We start from the raw sequence: 18,434 nt of genomic DNA on the forward strand, positions 1-18,434 counted from the left end.
CGCGGTCCTCAGCGTAGCGGCGGCTGGATCGCCGCCGATTTCTGCTGCTGGCCCAGCGACTCCTTGGCCAGCTCGGCGATGCCGGCCAGTGAACCCAGAATTCCGGTGGCTTCGATGGGCAGCAAGAGCATTTTCTGGTTTGGCGACTTCGCCATTTCCTTCAACGCCTCGACGTAGTTGTTCGCGACAAAGTAGTTCAGCGCATTGACGTTGCCGTTGGCGATCGCGTTGGACACCATCGTGGTTGCCTTCGCTTCCGCTTCGGCCGAACGCTCGCGCGCCTCGGCCGCGCGGAATGCTGCTTCTTTCTCGCCTTCTGCGGCCAGGATCACCGACTGCTTTTCACCCTCGGCCTTGAGGATCGCGGCCTGACGAAAACCTTCCGCATCAAGGATGTTCGCGCGCTTCTCGCGCTCGGCCTTCATCTGTCGCGCCATCGCGTCGATCAGATCGCGCGGCGGTGCGATGTCCTTGATCTCGATGCGGTTGACCTTGACACCCCACGGATGGGTCGCCTCATCGACCACGCGCAACAACTTCGCATTGATGCCATCGCGCTGGCTCAACGATTCATCCAGGTCCATCGAACCGAGCACGGTACGGATATTGGTCATGATCAACGCGAGCGAGGCCTGCTCCAGATTGGACACCTCGTAGGCAGCCTTGGATGCATCCAACACCTGGTAGAACACCACGCCATCGACGCGCACCACCGCGTTGTCCTTGGTGATGACGTCCTGCGACGGCACGTCCAGCACCTGCTCCATCATGTTGATCTTGCGGCCTACGGTTTGATAGATCGGAATCAGCAGGTGCAGGCCCGGGCTGAGCGTGCGGGTGTATTTGCCGAACGTTTCCACCGTCCATTCGAAACCCTGCGGCACGATACGCACCAGCTTGGCCACGCCGATGACGACGACCAGCACGATGACCAACGCAAGAAGCTGTCCCATTGCCATTACCCGACTCCCTATCCTGATGAGCCTTGAGTATAAGGAAGCTTGTAGGTCAGAGGCTGCTATAAATTTTTTCGACACGGTGACTGGCGATCATCCCTGCCAAGAATCGTGTGAGCCACAGTCCTTGCTCCTCCCCCTGTTTGCAGGGGGAGGTTGGGAGGGGGTGCTTTTGATCTTCGGACTAAAGAGCAACCCCACCCCCAGCCCTCCCCTGCAAGCAGGGGAGGGCGCACAACCTGGGCTTGTGTGTTTTCAGTGGTGACTTGCACGAAGTGCTATCGCGACTGAAGTCGCTTCCACAAAGGGCGTGTCCCGCGAGAGCTCGCGCACAGGGTGCGCTCCTACATGGTCCGCAAACCATGGGTCGTCAACGAGGGTCGCTCAATGCGTCACGGTATGTGGCAGCAACAAGCTCACGCGCAAGCCACCGTCTTCGCGATTGGCCAGCAGCACACGGCCACCGTGCGCCTCGGCGATTTCGCGGGTCAGTGCCAGGCCGAGCCCCGTGCCGGAACGCTTGGTCGAATAGAACGGCAGCAGCGCCTGGGCCAGCACGGTTTCGGTCATGCCGGGGCCGCGGTCAGCCACTTCGATGCGCAGGTCGCGGCCCGTTTCGAGGATGGACAGCGTGACGCCATCCTCCGCACTGCCCGACTCATGCGCATTCTTGATCAGGTTGATCAGCACCTGCTCGATCTGCACCGCATCGAAACGACCCGGCTGTGCCGGTATCGGCGTCGCCAGGCGATAGCGACAATGCAGCGACAGTCCTTCCAGGAACGGCGCCCACTCCACCGTCACCAGCTGCGGTGCCGGGAGTTTGGCGAAACTGGCGTAGCCGGCGATGAACCCATGCAGGTGTCGGGCACGCTCGCCGATGGTGGCAAACACGCCGGGCAGGCGCGCAGTGTCGCCACGCCGCGCCAGCTCGGCACCGGAATGCGCCAGTGAGGAGATCGGTGCCAGCGAGTTGTTGAGCTCGTGGCTGATCACCCGGATCACCCGCTTCCAGGTTGCCACTTCCTGTCGTGACAGCTCGCGCGTCATGCGTCGGAACAACTGCAGCCGATGCGGTCGACCCTGCAGCCGGAACGCCCGCTGCGAGAGATGGAAGGTTTCGTCGCTGCCATCCATCTCCACGCTGAGCAGCGCGTCCTCACCGCTTTCCACCGCGCGACGCAGCGCTTCGGGCGCGTCGGCCAACAGCTCGGAAAAATCCAGCCCGTGCAGGCTGCGGCCCTCATTGAACAGATGTCTCGAGGCAATGTTCGCGTAGGCCACGCGACCGGCAGCATCCGTCAGCACCAGCGCCACCGGCGTGTTCTGCACCACCGTGTCCAGCAGCAGTTCGCGCTGCACCAGATGCTGGCGCTGCTCGCGCAGGGTCTGGCCCAGTGCGTTGTGCATGCGGATCAGTTCGCCGAGCTCGTCGCGTCGATTGATGGCGATCGAGAAACTGAAATCGCCATCGCGGTAGCTCGCCACCGCGCCTTCCAGTGCACGCAGCAGCCGGCTCACCGGCGCCATCACCTGGCCTGCCAGCCAGAATGCCAGCGGCAGCAGCAACAGCACGGTCACCAGCAAGCCGCCAAGCATGCTCAATTGATTGAATACAGAAAGCTTCAGGCCAAGATCATTCCGCGACCAGGCCAGCAACTGCGGCAGCGGCCACTGCGTGACGCCGGCGTAGATCAACGCGCCGGCAAGCGCCGCCACGCCTAGCAGAAGGGTCAGGCGGACTTTTAGGGTAATCACTTGATGAGGATCACGATGAGAGGCACCAACGGTCGCATGGCCAAAGCATCCCTGAAAAGTTGATCAAGAGCCTACCCCTTGGAGCCTGTTCATGGTTTCTCCGGCCCGTATCAAAGACCATCGACAAGCGCTCAGGCAGGCGCGGCCAATCCATACCGCTCCATCCGTCGATACAACGCCTGCCGCGACAGCCCCAGGTTCTGCGCAGCGCGACTGACCACGCCATCGGCCTTGTGCAGTGCCGTCTCTACCGCCTCGCGGCTGGGTTCGTCCAGGTTACGCGCAGCGGTGGCAACGTGCAGTGGCAGGTTGAGCAGTTCGGGTGTGATCGGGCCACCACTGACAAGCAGTGCAGCGCGCTCGATCGCGTTCTTCAATTCGCGCACATTGCCAGGCCACGGATAGTTCAGCATGGCTTCGCGTGCGGCATCACCGAGTTCGGCGCGGCCGTCCAGGAAATATTCCGCCAGTGGCAGGATGTCGTCGCTGCGCTCGGCCAGCGACGGCAGGTTCACTTCGATCACGTTCAGCCGGTAATACAGATCCTCGCGGAACGTGCCGGCGCGGATCATCGCCTTGAGATCGGCATTGGTCGCACTCAGTACGCGCACCTTGACCTGTCGCGTGCGGCCGGAGCCAAGCCTTTCGAACTGGCCGGTTTCCAGTACCCGCAGCAACTTCATCTGCCCGGGCAGCGGCAGGTTACCGATCTCGTCCAGAAACAACGTGCCACCATCAGCCAGCTCGAAGCGGCCCTCGCGCGCCTTGTTCGCGCCGGTGTATGCGCCAGCATCGGCACCGAACAGTTCGGCCTCGATCAGCTCGCCCGGCAGCGCGCCACAGTTCACCGCGACGAACGCACCTCGCTTTACCGCCGAGTTCGCATGCACGATCGAGGCGATGCGCTCCTTGCCGGTGCCGTTCGGGCCGGTGATCAGCACCGGCACATCCGAACGGGCGATCTGGCAGGCCAGCTCCAGGGTGCGCGCCATCGCTTCGGAGGCGAACACCAGACCGTCCAGATCGTATTTGCCCTGCAGCGCTTCACGTCGATGGCGGCGCTCGCGCCGGCTACGTGCCACTTCCCGCGTCGACTCGGACAGCTCCAGCAGGTTTTCCACCGTGGCCAGCAGCTTGCTGTCGTCCCACGGTTTGGCCAGGTAGTCGGCAGCACCGGCCTTGACCAGCTCGACCGCGGTTTCCAGATGTGTCCATGCAGTGAGCAGGATCAGCGGCAGATCCGGGTGATGCTCGCGGATAGCCCGGAACAGCGCCACGCCCTCCTCGCCCGAGGTGGTGTCGGCCGTGAAGTTCATGTCCTGGATCACCACGTCGACCTGCTCGGTCTCCAGCAGCTTCAGGCCTTGCTCGGGCGTCAATGCGACCAGCGGCCGAATTTCGTGCAGCGACAATGCCAGCGAGAGCGCTTCGCCCACGGCCGGGTTGTCGTCGATGATCAGGACAGTTCGCATTTTTCGTCTACACATGCGGTCATTGATGCCGCTCCCTGCCAAATGGTTGCCATGACTATCGGGCCAGTCGACCGTCGAGGGCAACTACCGGGTCGATTCCTCACCCTCCAGACGGGGGTGCGGGTGGAGATGGCGGTGCAGGCGGTGCAGGCGGTGCAGCGTCCACGATGCTTGCGTAGTCGGCAGCAGCCACCGCCAGCACCAGGGAGGCATCCCCCCGGCGCAAGTGCAGCTTCACCGCTGCCGGCTTGCTCGAACGCAGTCGGGCGAGCAGTTCGCTCACGTGCTGCACGGGGTGATCGTCGACCGCAACGATCACGTCGCCTTGCTGCATTCCCCATAGCGAGCCGGGGCTGGTCTTGCTGACCGTGATCCCCGTGGTGCTATCCGAATGCAGCTTGAGTGCGTGACCGGGATCACGCCAGCTGAGACTGTCGTCGGTGTTCAGTTGATATTTGTACCAGTCACCGGCCATCACCGGCTGCGCCAGAACGGTGGCCAGTACCAGGGTGCCGCAGAGTGCAAGACATCGCATGTCGTATCTCCGCATGAGCTGTTGAAACGCGCTGCCCGGGCCATGCCCGGACAGCGCGCACCTGTCAGTTCGCCATCGGATGCGCGGGTGCCTTGCCTGCCTTCACCGCGGCGATCCAGTCATTGACGCGGCTTTCCAGCACGTCCAGCGGCAACGCGCCGCCGTTGAGGATCTCGTCATGGAAAGCGCGGATGTCAAACTGGGCGCCGAGTTCCTGCTTGGCGTGTGCACGCAATTCGAGGATCTTCAGCTCGCCGGTCTTGTAGGCCAGCGCCTGGGCGGGCCAGGTGATGTAGCGATCCGTCTCGGCCTGCACATCCGGCTCGTCTTCACTGGAATGGGCGTGGAAGAAATCCACCATCTGCTGGCGCGTCCAGTGCTTGCTGTGCACGCCGGTATCGAGCACCAGACGATCCGCGCGCAGCAATTCGTCGGAGAGCCGGCCGTAGTCGGACAGCGGGTCCTTGTAGAAACCGATGTCCTTGCCCAGCTGCTCGGAATACAACGCCCAGCCCTCAATATAGGCGGTGTAGCCACCCTGTTGGCGGAACGGCGGCAGCTTCGGCAGCGTCTGCGCGATCGATATCTGCAGGTGATGTCCCGGGATACCCTCGTGATACGAGGTCGATTCGATCGTCAGCACGCTGCGATTGGCAAAGTCCCCGGTGTTGACGAAGATCTGCCCCGGCCGCGAGCCGTCTGGCGTGCCCTGATGGTATTCGGCGGCAGGTGCTTCCTTCTCGCGGAACGCCTCGACCGGCATCACGACGACCTTGGTTTTCGGCAGCAGGCCAAACAACTTCGGCAACTCTGGCTGCATCTGTGCGAGATAGCCGCGATAGCGATTGAGAATGTCATCGCGCGACGTGGCGTGCGTCTTCGGATTGCTCTTCAGAGAGGCGCGAAAACTGGCCAGATCGGCAAAGCCCTGCGACTTGGCGATCTGCGTCATCTCGCCCTCGATCCGCTTGACCTCGGACAGACCCAACGTGTGGATCTCCTCCGCCGACTTGTGCGTGGTGGTCATCTGTTCGATGTCGAAGCGGTAGATCTCTTCGCCGTTCGGTAGGTTCCAGACACCCGGCTGGGTGCGTCCGTTCGGCGCGTAATCCTTCGCCACGAACTCGCCGAGCTTGCGGTAGGCCGGACGCACATCGTTGTCGATGGCAGCGAGGATTGCATCATGCAGACGCTTTTGATCGGCGGCCGACACCGATGCCGGAAAATGCTTCAGCGGTTCGGCAAATGCGCTGTCCATGCCTGCCGACTTGTCGATGTTGTCGATCTGCGTAACGACTTCCTCCAGCAGATATTTCGGCGGCATCATCTTGTCGCGCATGCCCTGCTTTGCCACGTCGATGACCTGATCGAATGCTTTCGGCACGGCGCGCAGACGTGTGAGGTAGTCGTCGTATTCCTTGGTGTTGTCGAACGGAATCGAACTAATGAAACCGGCCAGCGCGATATGCACGCCACTCATCTGATCGAGCGGCATCTCATCCAGCTTGAGGTCGTCGGCGCGCAGACCATCCGTCAGCTGGCGCACCATCAGTTGCTGGTTCAGCTTGTCCGTGTCGGAGAAACCGGTGGTATCGATCGCCTGGAAGCGCTTCAGGAAATCCTGGTTGACCTTGTGCTCGGCCGCCACATGCGCCAGCGAGAGGTCACTCCAGCGATCGTTGTAACGCAGATCGCCGAGCGTCGTGGCGAACTCCGGCTGGTTCTGCAACGTATGCTGCCACTGCTCCGCCAGCAATGCGTTCAGCGCCTGCACTCGGGTCGCGACATCGGTTTGGGAAGCCGCCGTCTGCGCAGCTGGCGCCGCCTGTACGGACGCAGCGAGAGTCACCGAGCCCAGCAGGCTCGTACAGATCAGCAATGGCAACGTTTTCATCAGGCTCACCCTCCTCAGTTGTGAAGCACGATTGTGCCTGCCATGGGCTTCATCAACCCGTGCCAGATAGCACGGTTTTCATACGGATCGTGTCGCCACCACCGGCGGCACCGCTGCCGCCCGTCGGGCTGGCCCGAGTACGGCAAGCTGGCCAAGCGCCCAAAGGGCAATGGCGCCGCCTGGCGGATAAAACCAGGGCATGCGTGTCATCTCGTAGTGATGCATCAGATACAGGTTGATGGCGAAGGCCAGCACCATGCCAAGCACGATCCCCGCGCTGCTGAGCAAAAAATTCTCCGTCTGGAAGTACTGCATGATGTGGCCGCGGGTAGCGCCCACTGCACGGCGTATGCCGATCTGCCGCCGACGCTGCTGCACCCAGAAACTGGTGAGGCCAACGATGCCGAACGCGGTCACCGCCAGCATCACGATGCACACCAGCACCAGCATCCAGGCCATGCTGCTCATGTCCGCGAAATACTTGTCGCGGATGTCGGTGAAGCTGTGACCCTTGACGACAGCAATCGGGTCGAGCTCACTCAACGCCTGCTGCGCCTGCAGCACGATGCGGTCGCGATCCTGCGGCGCGCTGCGCACGACGTAGTAGCTCAGCGCACTGTCCGGGCTTAGCGGAAAGAAGACGCTGTGCCAGGCCCGCTGGCTGTTCACGAACGGACGCAGCACATCGACGACCACGCCGACCACCCTATACGCGAGCGGTTTGGAATAGAGCACCTTGCCCAGCGCCGGCTGCCCAGGCCACATGCGTTCGGCCACGCTTTGCGTGACGATGACGACGTGTGTATCCACCAGCGGCATGGAGCCACGCTTGCTGTCGGCGTATTCGTCAGAACTGAAAAAACGGCCTTGCAGCAACTGCAGGCCAAGCGCCTTGTCACCGCCCTCGCCGAGAAAGTAGGCCGAGACATTCACGGCGTCGTTGAATCTCGTATCCGGGTTGGTACCAAATGCCCAGCCCCAGTTGTTGTTGCTCAACGGCACCGTGTTCGTCACAGCCACCGCCTGCACACCGGCAATCCCCCGCAACCGGGCAAGATTGCGCGGGATCTCGCTGGAAGCCATCTTCGGATCGGCCCCATCGACCGTGATCACTCCGATGCCTCGTTCATCGATCGCATTGGTCCGATGGATATCGACCACGCGCTGACCGATCATGAATACCGCATTGCACAGCACGGCGCAGGCCAGCGCGATCTCCAGCACGATGAGGATGGCCGGAATCCGGTGCTTGCGCAGACTGGCGAGAATCGGGCGGATTTCCATAAGCACCTCAGGCAGCCTTCAGTTGCGAACCCGGTGCAAGCAGGCTGGCACGCCACGCTGGCAGCAAGCCGGCGATCATGCTGGCAACGAGCGCCACCAGGAAAGTGAGAAAAAACATATGGACGTCCAGATGCGCGAGTCCGGCGTACTCGGCGGGCTGATGGCGGATGCACCATAGACCCAGTTCCGCAAAAACCAGACCCGGCAAACCACCGGCCATGCCGACAATGCCGGCCTCGACCATGAACTGCGCGAAGATTGCGCGCCGCGTGGCGCCAAGTGCACGGCGCACGCCGATTTCCTGCGAACGGCGCAGACACTTGGCCAGCAGCAGGCCTACCGTGTTCACCACGCAGATCAGCAGGAAGCCGAACGCAAGCCCGGCCTGCAGGCGTACATCGTCGGGTACCACCTTCTCGTCGCGCAGCCACTGCGGCAGATCCGACAGCGCCACCTCGGGGCGATAGAAGCGCCCCAAGGCGATCTGCTGCTGCACGTAGTTCGACAGGAACTGACGGTACGCAGCGACCTCTCCGTCACTGGAAAGCTCGGCCCAGAAGCCGAGCCATATACAGGGCGCCGTTTCCAGCTTGCTGGTGTCGGCGACCGCCCAGCAGTCGTCGTTCTGCGGATCCATGCTCGCGGCACGCGCGGTCTGCAGCGGCAGGAATACCGCATCACCATCGCCATAGCTGCGGCCGCCCAGCCCTTGCGCGTAGAAGCGCGGTTGCGGCGCCCACGGTTTCAGCACGCCGATGATGCGCAGATCGTGGTCATTGACGCGAATGGTCCGCCCCACGCTGCTGGCCCCGCCGAACAGCCTGTCGTTGAGGAAATCGGAGATCACCACGACTTGTGCACGGCTCTCGTCGTCGTCCGCCGTCCAACCGCCGCCGTAGCGGAACGGTGCATCGAACATCGTGAAGAAATCCGCCGTGGTCATCACCCCGTCGCTGAAGAACGGATGCTCACCCGCGTGCAGCGGCGCGATCTTGGCATCGGTCAGGGCCATCGCCGCCTGCCGCCTGGCCTGGTGCGCGTGCAGCAGGTTCATCGCATCGGGATAGGCCATCAGGCGTTGCGGCTTGGTTTTTCCTGGCACATAGCCATCCCTGGTATACGGATCGACCTGGGCATAGAACAGCTGCGCACTCTTCTGCGGCAGCGGGTCGCCCGACAGCAGGCGCAGCACGGTCAGCGTCGTGATCGACGCACCGATGCCCAGCGCCAGCGTGATGATCATCAGCGCGGTAAGCACCTTGTTGCGCCGCAGACTGCGCAGCGCCAGATTGAGGTAGTAGTCGAACATTCGTGCACTCCGTCAACACGCCCTCCCCTGCGACCGAAGGGAGTCCCTTCTTCGGGGCAAGCCGAAGGAGGGGTCACATCATTCAAACCGACCGCGTTGCCACTACCGGCGGCACCGCCGCCGCGCGAAGTGCGGGGCCAAGCACGGCAAGCTGCCCGATCAGCCACAGCAACACCGCTCCGACCGGGAAATAGACGGCCGGTAGTCTGGGCAATTCGTAGTGGGTCATCAGGAACAGGTTCATGCCGAAAGCCAGCGCCATGCCCAGTGCAATGCCCAGGGTCGCAAGCACGAAATTCTCGGTCTGGAAATAGTGCAGGATGTTGCTGCGGGTGGCGCCCAGGGCCCGGCGCACGCCGATCGTGCGACGGCGCTGCGCCACCCAGAAGCTGGCCAGCCCGACGATGCCCAGCGCGGTGACGATGAGCAGCGCCGCGATCACGCCGGTCAGGATGCCGGCCATCGCACGGTCGTCCTGGAAAAACTTCCGGCGCACTTCGTCGAAGCTGCGCCTGGTGGTTACTACCCGGTCCGGATCAGCCTTTTTCAGCGCAGCCACCGCGGCAGCCAACACCTTCGCGCGATCTTCCGGTCGGGTGCGGATCACGTAGCTCTGGTCCTTGTTCGCGCCCATTCGCAGCGGCACGACCATGGTGAACTGTGCCTTGGCTGGATCGAAGGCGTTCGGCCGCACCAGGCTGTCCAGCACACCGACCACGCGCAGGCCCACGGTGGGCGTGAGGTAGATGAGGCGGCCCAGCGAATTCTGTCCTGGCCACAGGCGCTCGGCCAGGGTCTGGGTGATCAGGGTTACGTGCGGCAGGCTCTTGCTGTCACCCGTGCTGAGTCCCTTCATCGCCGTTTCCACGTCGACAAAGTCGTCGGACTGCAGGTCGCGCCCGGACACCAGCCTCGTGCCCAGCGTCTGCGGAATGTTTTCGCCGAAGTAGGTGGTAGCGCTGAGCGTGCGCTCGGGCTGCGCCGGGTCGAGCCGGATATTGCCGTTCGACGACGAACCACCAAACGGCACCTGGTTGGAGGAAGCCACCGATTGCACACCGGGCACCTGCCGAAGCAGCGCGACATCCTCCGCGAGCCGGGCATACGGATTGGACGGTGTCGTCACGTCGGCTACCTGGATCTGCAGCAGCTCGTGTTCGGCCACGCCGCTGGGCATGTCCATGCGCTGCAGGCGTTGACCGATCAGAAATACCGCGTTGCAGACGATCGCGCAGGTCAACGCGATTTCCAGGATCAACAGCCACGCGGTGAGCTTGTGACGGCGCAGCGTGGAAAGAATCGGAAGAATGTCCATGGGTCGCCTCAATTGCTTTTCAGTTGCAGGGCGGGCGCGATCTGGCAGGCACGCCAGGCGGGCAGCAGACCCGCCAGCAACGTGGCGAGAACCGCCAGCACGAAGGTGACGAACAGCATGCTCAGGTCCAGGTGGGCCAGTGCGGCATAGTCCGAAGGACGCTGCCGTACCAGCCACAGCCCGAACATCGCCAACAAAAGGCCGCCGACGCCGCCGACCAGACCGACCACGCCCGATTCGATCAGCAGCTGCGCAAACAACGCGCGCCGCGACGCACCCAGCGCACGGCGCACGCCGAGCTCCGCGGCGCGACGCATGAACTTGGCCAGCATCAACCCCACCGTGTTGACCAGGCATACCAGCAGAAAGCCAAATGCCAACCCGTTCTGCAGCCGCACATCGCTGGGCACCACCTTGTTGTAGTCAAGCCACTGCATCACATTGCGCAGGCGCACATTGGGGACACGCTGGAAGCGGCCCAGTGCCTTCTGGTCCAGTGAGTAGTGCACGAGAAATTCCTGATACGCGGCTGCTTTCGCGGGGCTGTCCAGCTGCGCCCAGAACTGCAGCCACACGCAGTCATTCGAAGGCAGGATGTTGCCGACGCCGCCCCCACCATTGCCCCAGCAATCGGTCGATCCGCCGCGATCCAGGCGCAGTTCCAGCATGGTCTGCAGCGGCAGGAACACCTCCTCGCCATAGGCGTAGGAGCCACTGTTGAGGTCGTAGAAATGCGGGTTTGGCTGCCAGCTGTCCAGCACGCCCACGATGCGGAAGGAGGTGCCGGCCATGCGCAACGTGCGGCCCACGCTGTTGGCGCCGTCAAACAGTTTGTCGTTGAGTGACTTTGCGATCACCACCTCGCGTACCTTCGCCTCGCCCTCCGCTGCGGTCCAGCCTTGGCCGTACAGGAACGGCGCGTCGAACATTCCGAAGAAGTCGGCCGAGGTGTAACGCGCCTCCACGTAGAACGGATCGAGCGAGGACTGTTCGGGCTGCACCGGTACCGACCCACCGGTCATCAACGCCTGATGATCCGCACGTCCGGCATGCAGCAGATTCAGGCCGTCGATCAAGGTGACCTGCTCCGGTGGCTCCTTGCTGGAGTCCATGCCCTTGATGTCCTGCGGATCAATCTGTGCGTAGTACAAGCTGCCGCTTCGACCTGGCAATGGGTCGCCGGACAACACATGCAGGACGGTCAACGTAGTCATGCTTGCGCCGATGCCCAGCGCGATCGCCAGCACCATCAGTGCCGTCAGCATCTTGTTGCGCCTGAGGCTGCGCAGGGCGAGATCGAGGTAATAGCCAAACATGTCATGACTCCATCAAAAGTAAGCCGAACCGCTGCTTCTTGCTTCTGCAATCCCCTTTCATCACACGCTCCTCGTCGCCACGACCGGTGGCACCGCCGCCGCGCGCAGCGCGGGGCCGAGCACGGCGATCTGGCCAAGTGCCCAAAGCACCAACGCGCCGATCGGCAGGTAGTACAACGGCAGGCGCGGCAACTCATAGAACTTCATCAACATGACGTTCAGCGCAAACGCCAGCACCATGCCGAGCGCAATCCCGAAACTCACGATGAGAAAGTTCTCGGTCTGGAAGTAGCGCAGGATGTCGCCGCGGGTCGCCCCAATCGCACGACGGATGCCGATCTGTCGGCGTCGCTGCTGCACCCAGAAACTGGCGAGACCCACAATGCCCAGCGCGGTGACCAGCAGCAGCGCCACGATCACACCGACCAGGATGCCGGCCATCGCACGATCCTGGCGAAAGCACGTGGCGCGCAGATCGCTGAGGGTCTGACTACCCTCCTGGTCGAATACGGCATCCGGAGCAACTTTCGCAATCATCGCGCGGGCATCGCGCAACACGCGCGGCACATCCCTGGGGTCCGCGCGTAGCAAATAACTCCCGGCGAGAAGTTTGCCCGGTTGTGCCGGCACGAAGATCGACCAGTCCTTACTGTTGTCGGGCCAGCCGGGCGGGTCTGGCCTGACCAGATGATCGATGACGCCGACCACTCGGTAATGCATTTTGTCCAGCCAGAAATCCTTGCCCAGTGGATCGACGCCCGGCCACAGATGCTCGGCAAGCGAGTGGGTGATCTGCACGGACGCATCACTCGGCATAAGGCCGGTGAACGCTCGAAAATCATCGGCCTGAGGACCACGACCAGCGATCACGTGCACACCCAGGGCCTGCAAACTGCCGGGACCTCCGACGTAGAACTCCACCACGCCGCCAAAATGCTGAGCAGCTGCATCCAGAGTGATGCCTGCAGTGCCCCGACGAGCACCGAACGGTATCGAATTGAGCACCGTGACCGATTGCATGCCGGGAATACTGCGCAAGCCGGCCAAGACCCGTGCATTCAGATCGACAGCGTGGCTGTCCTCGTAGCCGGTCAACTGTACGGTCGCCAGCGAGGTTTCATCCACACCGCTGTCGATATGCATCATCGCGATCCGGTTCGCAATCATGAAACATGCATTGCAAAGGACCGCACAGGCCAATGCGATCTCCATGGCGATCAGCAAGGTGGCGAGGCGATGACGACGCAGTGCGGCAAGAATGGGCTGAATCTGCATAGCGATGACTTCCTCAGAGCGTCTTCAGTTGCAGGCCCGGCGCAAGCTGGCATGCGCGCAGCGCCGGCAGCAGGCCAGCAAGCAGGCTGGTGGCAATGGCCAATGCGAAGGTGACGAGAAACATGCTCACGTCTAGATGCGCCATGTCGGCATAGACCGCGGGCTGACGACGCACCAGCCAGAGTCCGGCGAGCGTCAGCAACCAGCCGCCGATGCCACCGAGCAGGCCGATCATGCCCGCCTCCACCAGGCACTGCGCGAATACCGCGGCGCGGCTGGCACCCAGCGCGCGACGCACGCCGATCTCGCCACTGCGCCGCAGGAATTTCGCCAGCAAGAGCCCCACGGTGTTGAACAGGCAGATCGCCAGGAACGCAAACGCCAGCCAGGTTTGCAGTCGTACGTCGCTCGGTACGACACCGTTGTAGTCCAGCCACTGCATCAGGCTGCGCAGGCGCGTGTTCTCGGCATGGGTGATGCGGCCAAGCGCCTTCTGCTGCTCGGCATAGCCGGCCACGAAGCTACGATAGCCAGCAACTTTGTCCGCGCTATCCAATTCAACCCACAGCCTGATCCATTCACACGGCGAGTCCACCAGATAGCCAGGCTTGTCGGGCATATGCCAGCAGGTGAACTGCCAGAAATTGCCATCGTTGATCTCGAGGCCGCTAGTGAATGGCGTGAACACATCCTCCGGCTTGGAATAGAAATCCGCTGTCTGGCCATGGGCGAAACGACCTCCAGCCACCATGTAGAACTGTGGCGAAGGCCGCCATGGTTTCAGCACGCCGACGATGCGCACGTCGGTATCGCGCAGTTGCAGCGTGCGGCCCACGCTGTTGGCGCCCCCAAACAATTTGTCGTTGAGGTCGGCCGAGATCACCGCCACCCGTGCGTGTTTCTCATCGTCCTGCGGCTGCCAGCTGCTGCCGTACTGGAACGGCACGTCGAACATCGGGAAGAAATCCGATGTCGTCGACAACATCATCTCCATCAGCGGCGGAAGACTTGTTTCCGGCGCACGTACCTTGAGCTGACTGTCGACGATCAGCGCCTGCCGATCCGCACGGTGTGCAGTCCACAGATCCACCGCCGAGTGATAGTCCATCACGTCGACGGGATCTTTGTGGCTGAAGTCGGTGGTCGGGTCTGCATCCACCTGCGGATAAAAGAGCGTGCCACTTTTTCCTGGCAGCGGATCGCCGGACAGCAGGTGCATCACCGTCAATGTTGTCATGCTGGCGCCGATGCCGACCGCGATGGCGATGACCATCAAGGCTGTCAGCACCTTGTTGCGCTTCAGACTGCGCACCGCCAGATCGAGGTAATAGCCAAACATTCATCCGCTCCCTTGAATTCCCTCTTCCCGACGCGGGAAGCGAGCCTCACATCACACCGACCGCGTCGCCACCACCGGTGGTACCGCCGCCGCACGCAGCGCAGGACCGAGCACGGCGAGCTGGCCGATCGACCACAACAGCACCGCACCGACCGGGAAATAGATCACCGGCAGTCGCGGCAATTCGTAATGCAGCATCAGGAACAGGTTGATGGCATAGGCGAGCACCATGCCGATGACAATGCCGATGGTCGCCAGCAGAAAGTTTTCAGTCTGGAAGTAATGCAGGATGTTGCCGCGGGTAGCGCCCAACGCACGTCGCACGCCAATCGTGCGTCGCCGCTGTGCCACCCAGAAGCTGCCCAGCCCGACGATGCCCAGTGCTGTCACCACCAGCAGCGCCACGCACACGCCGACCAGCAATCCGGTCATCGCGCGATCGTTCTGGAAGAACTCGCTGCGTACGTCATCCCACGTACGCTTCTCGATCACGACGCGACGGGGATCGAGCGCCTTGAGCGCAGCCAACGCCGCTTTCAGCACGCGCTGCCGCTCCTGTGGTGCCGTACGGATCAGATAGCTCGAGCCGTCGCCTACCACGGGGCGAATCGGTACCAGAAGGCTGAATTCGGCACCCTGAGAGAAACTGGCTGGCCTGACCAGATGGGCAACCACGCCCACTACGGTCTCCGGTGTCTTGCCAAAATAGATGAACCTCCCCAGCGGGTTCTTGCCGGGCCACAGCTTGTCGGCCACGGCCTGAGTAATTACCAGCACCCGGGGCAAGGCCTTGTCATTCGGATCGCCACCGGCAGCAGCCTTGTTGACGGCGTCCAGGTCGCGGTAATCGTCTTCACGTAGGTTGCGCCCGACCACCAGCTGGGTGCCAAAGGTCTGCGCCAGATTTTCGCCCCAGTACAGAGCTGCGCTGAGCGAGGGCAATTTCTGTGTCGGGTCGAGCTTGATGCTGTTGTTGGTTTCCGAATCGCTGAATGGCATCTGGTTCGCAAGACTGACCTGGGTGACGCCGGGGATCTTCCGCAACGCGGCGAGGTCTTCCTGGGTACGCGCCTTTGCGTCCGGGCGGACGCCGAGATTGGCCAACTGGATTTCCACCAGCTCATGCTCGGCAATGCCGCTGACCATGTTCATGCGATCCACTCGCTGGCTGATCAGGAACACCGCATTGCAGACAATCGCGCAGGTCAGCGCGATCTCGATGATCACCAGCCATGCGGTGATCTTGTGCCGGCTCAGGGACGAGAGTATCGGACGGATTTCCATGTCAGTTGCTCTTCAATTGAAGTGCGGGCGTGATCTGGCATGCGCGCCAGGCCGGCAGCAGGCCCGCGATCAGGCTGGCGCCGATGGCAAGCAGGAACGTGGTCAGCAACATCGACATATCCAGTTGCGCAAGCCCGGCATAACTGGAGGGCCTCTGTCGCACCAGCCACAGGCCAACAAAGGCCAGCAGCAGCCCGCAGATACCGCCGCTGAGACCGATCACGCCGGACTCCACCAGCAGCTGCGCAAACAAGGCGCGCTTCGACGCACCCAAGGCCCGCCGCACGCCCAGCTCGCCGGCGCGGCGCATGAACTTGGCCAACATCAAGCCCACCGTGTTGACCAGGCACACCAGCAGAAAACCGAATGCCAGCCAGGTCTGCAGGCGCACGTCGCTGGGCACTACCTTCTGGTAATCCAGCCAGCCCATCAGATCAAGCAGGCGTATGTTGACCGGGCGCTGGAAACGCCCGAGCGCTTTCTGTTCCTGCGAGTAGTGCGTGAGATATTCCCGATACGCCGCGACCTTCGCCGGGCTGTCCAGCTGCACCCAGAACTGCAGCCACGTACAGGGTGCGATCTCCAGATGGTCGTTATGGCCGCCCCAGCAATTCATCATGCCGTTATTGGTGAGCTTGAGGTCACGCGCGGTACTCAAGGGCAGAAACACATCCTCCGTCGGCCCGTAGCTGCCGCTGATGTTGATATCGTAAAAATGCGGATTCGGCCGCCAGCGGTCGAGCACGCCCACGATGCGGACGGCGTCATCGCCCAGCTGCAGCATCTGACCGGTGCTGTCCTTGCCGCTGAACAGCTTGTCGTTGAGCTTGCTGGAAATCACCGCTACACGCGCCTTGCTGTCGTCATCAGATGCAGACCAGGCACGCCCATACAACATCGGCGCCTTGAACATCGGAAAAAAATCGGCGGTGGTGTAGCGTGCATCCGAATAGAACGGATCCACGCTGGATTGCACCGGCTGCACCGGCACCGTGCCGCCGGTCATCAGTGCCTGCCGATCCGCGCGCCTGGCATGCAGCAGGTTCATGCCGTCGATCCAGGTCAGTTGATCCGGCGGTTCGTCCGTCGGCTGATAGCCGTCCATATCCCGCGGCTCGAGTTGTGGATAGAACAGCGTCTGGCTGGTTCCGGGCAGCGGATCACCCGACAGCACATGCAGCACGGTCAGCGTGGTCATGCTGGCGCCGATGCCCAGGGCAATCGCCAGCACCATCAGCGCGGTAAGCATCCGGTTGCGCCTGAGGCTGTGCAATGCCATGTCGAGGTAGTAGCCAAACATAGTTGGATCCTGGTTAAGCAGATACAGCGAGTAGCGAGGGACGAGTAGCGAGGGCGCAAGTCCGTGCGTCCTCGCCCGTGGGATGCCTCACCGCGTGCATATGGTGTGATTCTTGCGCCCTCACTTCTCGTCCCTTTCTAAAGTCACGCTGCTCGTGTCGCCACCACTGGTGGCACGTTGGAGGCGCGTCGGGCCGGCACGAAGACCGCGCCCTGCCCGATCGCCAACATCGCCAGCACGCCGGTCAGCACGTAAAGCACCGGCAATCGCTCCATCTCGTAATGCGTCATCAGCCAGAGGTTGAGTCCGACGGCGAGCAGCACGCCCAGCACCACACCGACACCGGCGATCAACAGGTTCTCGATCTGGAAGTAATGCAGGATGTCGATCCGTCGCGCACCCAACGCACGCCGGACTCCGATCTGCCGATGCCGCTGGCCGACCCAGAAACTGGTGAGACCCACGATGCCGGCGGCCGTGACACCGAGCAGGATCAGGCAGACCACACCCATCAGGATCGCCATGCCGCGATCGGCGCGATAGGCTTTCGTGCGGATGTCGGAGAACGACTGCACGCCCCAGCTGTCGGGCATGATGCGCTTGGGATTGGCCGCAAACAGCGCCTTGCGCGCCTCATGCATCACGTCCTGCTCGCGCCCCGGCAGCGTCCGCACCGCGTAGCTCGCCATCACTCCGTCCAGGCGAACCGGTTCAAGTATCGAGTTATAGGCAAAGGGATTGCCCCAGCTGTCCGTGGTCGGCGTCTGCAGTTGTTCGACGATGCCCACGATGGTCGAGGGCTGCGCCTTTCCATCCTGGTAGACCGTCTTGCCCAGCGCATCACCCTTCGGGAAAAGCTTGTCCGCCACCGGCTTGCTCACGATGATCACCGGTGAGGCCTCGGTACCGCGGATGGTGCGATGCAGGATTTCACCGGCGTTGAAATCGCGACCGGCGATCAGGTGCACACCCAGGGTAGAGCGCAGATGTTCGTCCCCGTAATAGTAGGCGGCCTGGACGTCTATACCCTTTTGGTCCGGCGTGAGGGAGACGTCGCCGCTCCATATCATTCCCTGTATGGGCAGGCTCTCCGATGCTGCCACTTCCTGTACGCCAGGCAGGCCCCGCAGCGTAGCGAGGTCCGCCCGCTGCAACTCATCGAGCTTTTCGACGGACGCTGCATCGTCACCACTAGGCGCTCCCACCCATGCCTGCGCGGCCCGCACCAGGTTGCTTTCATCGATACCGGTCGGACGATTCAATCGCTCGATACGCTGGCCGATGATGAAGACCGCATTGCACACGATCGCCAACGTCAGCGCGATCTGCAGCACGATCAACACGACGCCGGCCTTGTGTCGGCGCAACGCTGCGAGGATGGGATGCACGGTCATGAC

14 protein-coding genes are annotated in these 18,434 nt (G+C 62.5%); all 14 read right to left on the reverse strand.

The window, feature by feature from the left end; all coding sequences use genetic code 11:
• Nucleotides 1–8 precede the first annotated feature (8 nt).
• The gene (locus HDE77_RS08310) at nt 9–953 is read right to left on the reverse strand and encodes an SPFH domain-containing protein (RefSeq protein WP_184417013.1); all 945 of its coding nucleotides are present in this window, start codon (nt 951–953) and stop codon (nt 9–11) included.
• Nucleotides 954–1,340: 387 nt separating this feature from the next.
• A complete protein-coding gene (locus HDE77_RS08315; RefSeq protein WP_184416713.1) occupies nt 1,341–2,714 on the reverse strand; it encodes an ATP-binding protein in 1,374 nt (457 codons plus the stop codon).
• A 131-nt stretch (nt 2,715–2,845) separates the two neighbouring features.
• Nucleotides 2,846–4,186: a sigma-54 dependent transcriptional regulator gene (locus HDE77_RS08320; protein ID WP_184416714.1), complete on the reverse strand. Its 1,341-nt coding sequence runs from the start codon at nt 4,184–4,186 to the stop codon at nt 2,846–2,848.
• Nucleotides 4,187–4,286: 100 nt separating this feature from the next.
• Nucleotides 4,287–4,721 carry a PDZ domain-containing protein gene (locus HDE77_RS08325; protein WP_184416715.1) on the reverse strand — a complete coding sequence of 145 codons (435 nt, stop codon included), beginning with the start codon at nt 4,719–4,721 and terminating at the stop codon, nt 4,287–4,289.
• A gap of 64 nt (nt 4,722–4,785) precedes the next feature.
• Nucleotides 4,786–6,615, reverse strand: coding sequence for a DUF885 domain-containing protein (locus HDE77_RS08330; protein ID WP_184416716.1), 1,830 nt, complete (start codon nt 6,613–6,615; stop codon nt 4,786–4,788).
• Nucleotides 6,616–6,693: 78 nt separating this feature from the next.
• Complete coding sequence (locus tag HDE77_RS08335) at nt 6,694–7,899, reverse strand: FtsX-like permease family protein (RefSeq protein WP_184416717.1); 1,206 nt, start codon at nt 7,897–7,899, stop codon at nt 6,694–6,696.
• Between the two features lie 7 nt (nt 7,900–7,906).
• Nucleotides 7,907–9,208 carry an ABC transporter permease gene (locus HDE77_RS08340; protein ID WP_184416718.1) on the reverse strand — a complete coding sequence of 434 codons (1,302 nt, stop codon included), beginning with the start codon at nt 9,206–9,208 and terminating at the stop codon, nt 7,907–7,909.
• Between the two features lie 82 nt (nt 9,209–9,290).
• Nucleotides 9,291–10,523: an FtsX-like permease family protein gene (locus tag HDE77_RS08345; RefSeq protein WP_184416719.1), complete on the reverse strand. Its 1,233-nt coding sequence runs from the start codon at nt 10,521–10,523 to the stop codon at nt 9,291–9,293.
• Between the two features lie 8 nt (nt 10,524–10,531).
• A complete protein-coding gene (locus HDE77_RS08350) occupies nt 10,532–11,839 on the reverse strand; it encodes an ABC transporter permease (protein ID WP_184416720.1) in 1,308 nt (435 codons plus the stop codon).
• 60 nt (nt 11,840–11,899) lie between these two features.
• Nucleotides 11,900–13,114 carry an FtsX-like permease family protein gene (locus HDE77_RS08355; protein ID WP_184416721.1) on the reverse strand — a complete coding sequence of 405 codons (1,215 nt, stop codon included), beginning with the start codon at nt 13,112–13,114 and terminating at the stop codon, nt 11,900–11,902.
• A 13-nt stretch (nt 13,115–13,127) separates the two neighbouring features.
• Complete coding sequence (locus tag HDE77_RS08360; RefSeq protein WP_184416722.1) at nt 13,128–14,453, reverse strand: ABC transporter permease; 1,326 nt, start codon at nt 14,451–14,453, stop codon at nt 13,128–13,130.
• Between the two features lie 51 nt (nt 14,454–14,504).
• The gene (locus tag HDE77_RS08365) at nt 14,505–15,737 is read right to left on the reverse strand and encodes an FtsX-like permease family protein (RefSeq protein ID WP_184416723.1); all 1,233 of its coding nucleotides are present in this window, start codon (nt 15,735–15,737) and stop codon (nt 14,505–14,507) included.
• 1 nt (nt 15,738) lies between these two features.
• The gene (locus tag HDE77_RS08370) at nt 15,739–17,037 is read right to left on the reverse strand and encodes an ABC transporter permease (RefSeq protein WP_184416724.1); all 1,299 of its coding nucleotides are present in this window, start codon (nt 17,035–17,037) and stop codon (nt 15,739–15,741) included.
• Nucleotides 17,038–17,180: 143 nt separating this feature from the next.
• Nucleotides 17,181–18,431 (reverse strand): FtsX-like permease family protein, encoded by a 1,251-nt coding sequence (locus tag HDE77_RS08375; protein WP_184416725.1) that lies wholly within the window; start codon nt 18,429–18,431, stop codon nt 17,181–17,183.
• Nucleotides 18,432–18,434: the final 3 nt, after the last annotated feature.

It is taken from the genome of Rhodanobacter sp. MP7CTX1 (assembly GCF_014205795.1).
Taxonomy (GTDB): domain Bacteria; phylum Pseudomonadota; class Gammaproteobacteria; order Xanthomonadales; family Rhodanobacteraceae; genus Rhodanobacter.

Bases quoted from the DNA above. Each gene is read 5' to 3' on its own strand.
- HDE77_RS08310 (WP_184417013.1), bottom strand. From the start codon at position 953: ATGGGACAGCTTCTTGCGTTGGTCATCGTGCTGGTCGTCGTCATCGGC.
- HDE77_RS08320 (WP_184416714.1), bottom strand. From the start codon at position 4,186: ATGCGAACTGTCCTGATCATCGACGACAACCCGGCCGTGGGCGAAGCG.
- HDE77_RS08325 (WP_184416715.1), bottom strand. From the start codon at position 4,721: ATGCGATGTCTTGCACTCTGCGGCACCCTGGTACTGGCCACCGTTCTG.
- HDE77_RS08330 (WP_184416716.1), bottom strand. From the start codon at position 6,615: ATGAAAACGTTGCCATTGCTGATCTGTACGAGCCTGCTGGGCTCGGTG.
- HDE77_RS08335 (WP_184416717.1), bottom strand. From the start codon at position 7,899: ATGGAAATCCGCCCGATTCTCGCCAGTCTGCGCAAGCACCGGATTCCG.
- HDE77_RS08340 (WP_184416718.1), bottom strand. From the start codon at position 9,208: ATGTTCGACTACTACCTCAATCTGGCGCTGCGCAGTCTGCGGCGCAAC.
- HDE77_RS08345 (WP_184416719.1), bottom strand. From the start codon at position 10,523: ATGGACATTCTTCCGATTCTTTCCACGCTGCGCCGTCACAAGCTCACC.
- HDE77_RS08350 (WP_184416720.1), bottom strand. From the start codon at position 11,839: ATGTTTGGCTATTACCTCGATCTCGCCCTGCGCAGCCTCAGGCGCAAC.
- HDE77_RS08355 (WP_184416721.1), bottom strand. From the start codon at position 13,114: ATGCAGATTCAGCCCATTCTTGCCGCACTGCGTCGTCATCGCCTCGCC.
- HDE77_RS08360 (WP_184416722.1), bottom strand. From the start codon at position 14,453: ATGTTTGGCTATTACCTCGATCTGGCGGTGCGCAGTCTGAAGCGCAAC.
- HDE77_RS08365 (WP_184416723.1), bottom strand. From the start codon at position 15,737: ATGGAAATCCGTCCGATACTCTCGTCCCTGAGCCGGCACAAGATCACC.
- HDE77_RS08370 (WP_184416724.1), bottom strand. From the start codon at position 17,037: ATGTTTGGCTACTACCTCGACATGGCATTGCACAGCCTCAGGCGCAAC.
- HDE77_RS08375 (WP_184416725.1), bottom strand. From the start codon at position 18,431: ATGACCGTGCATCCCATCCTCGCAGCGTTGCGCCGACACAAGGCCGGC.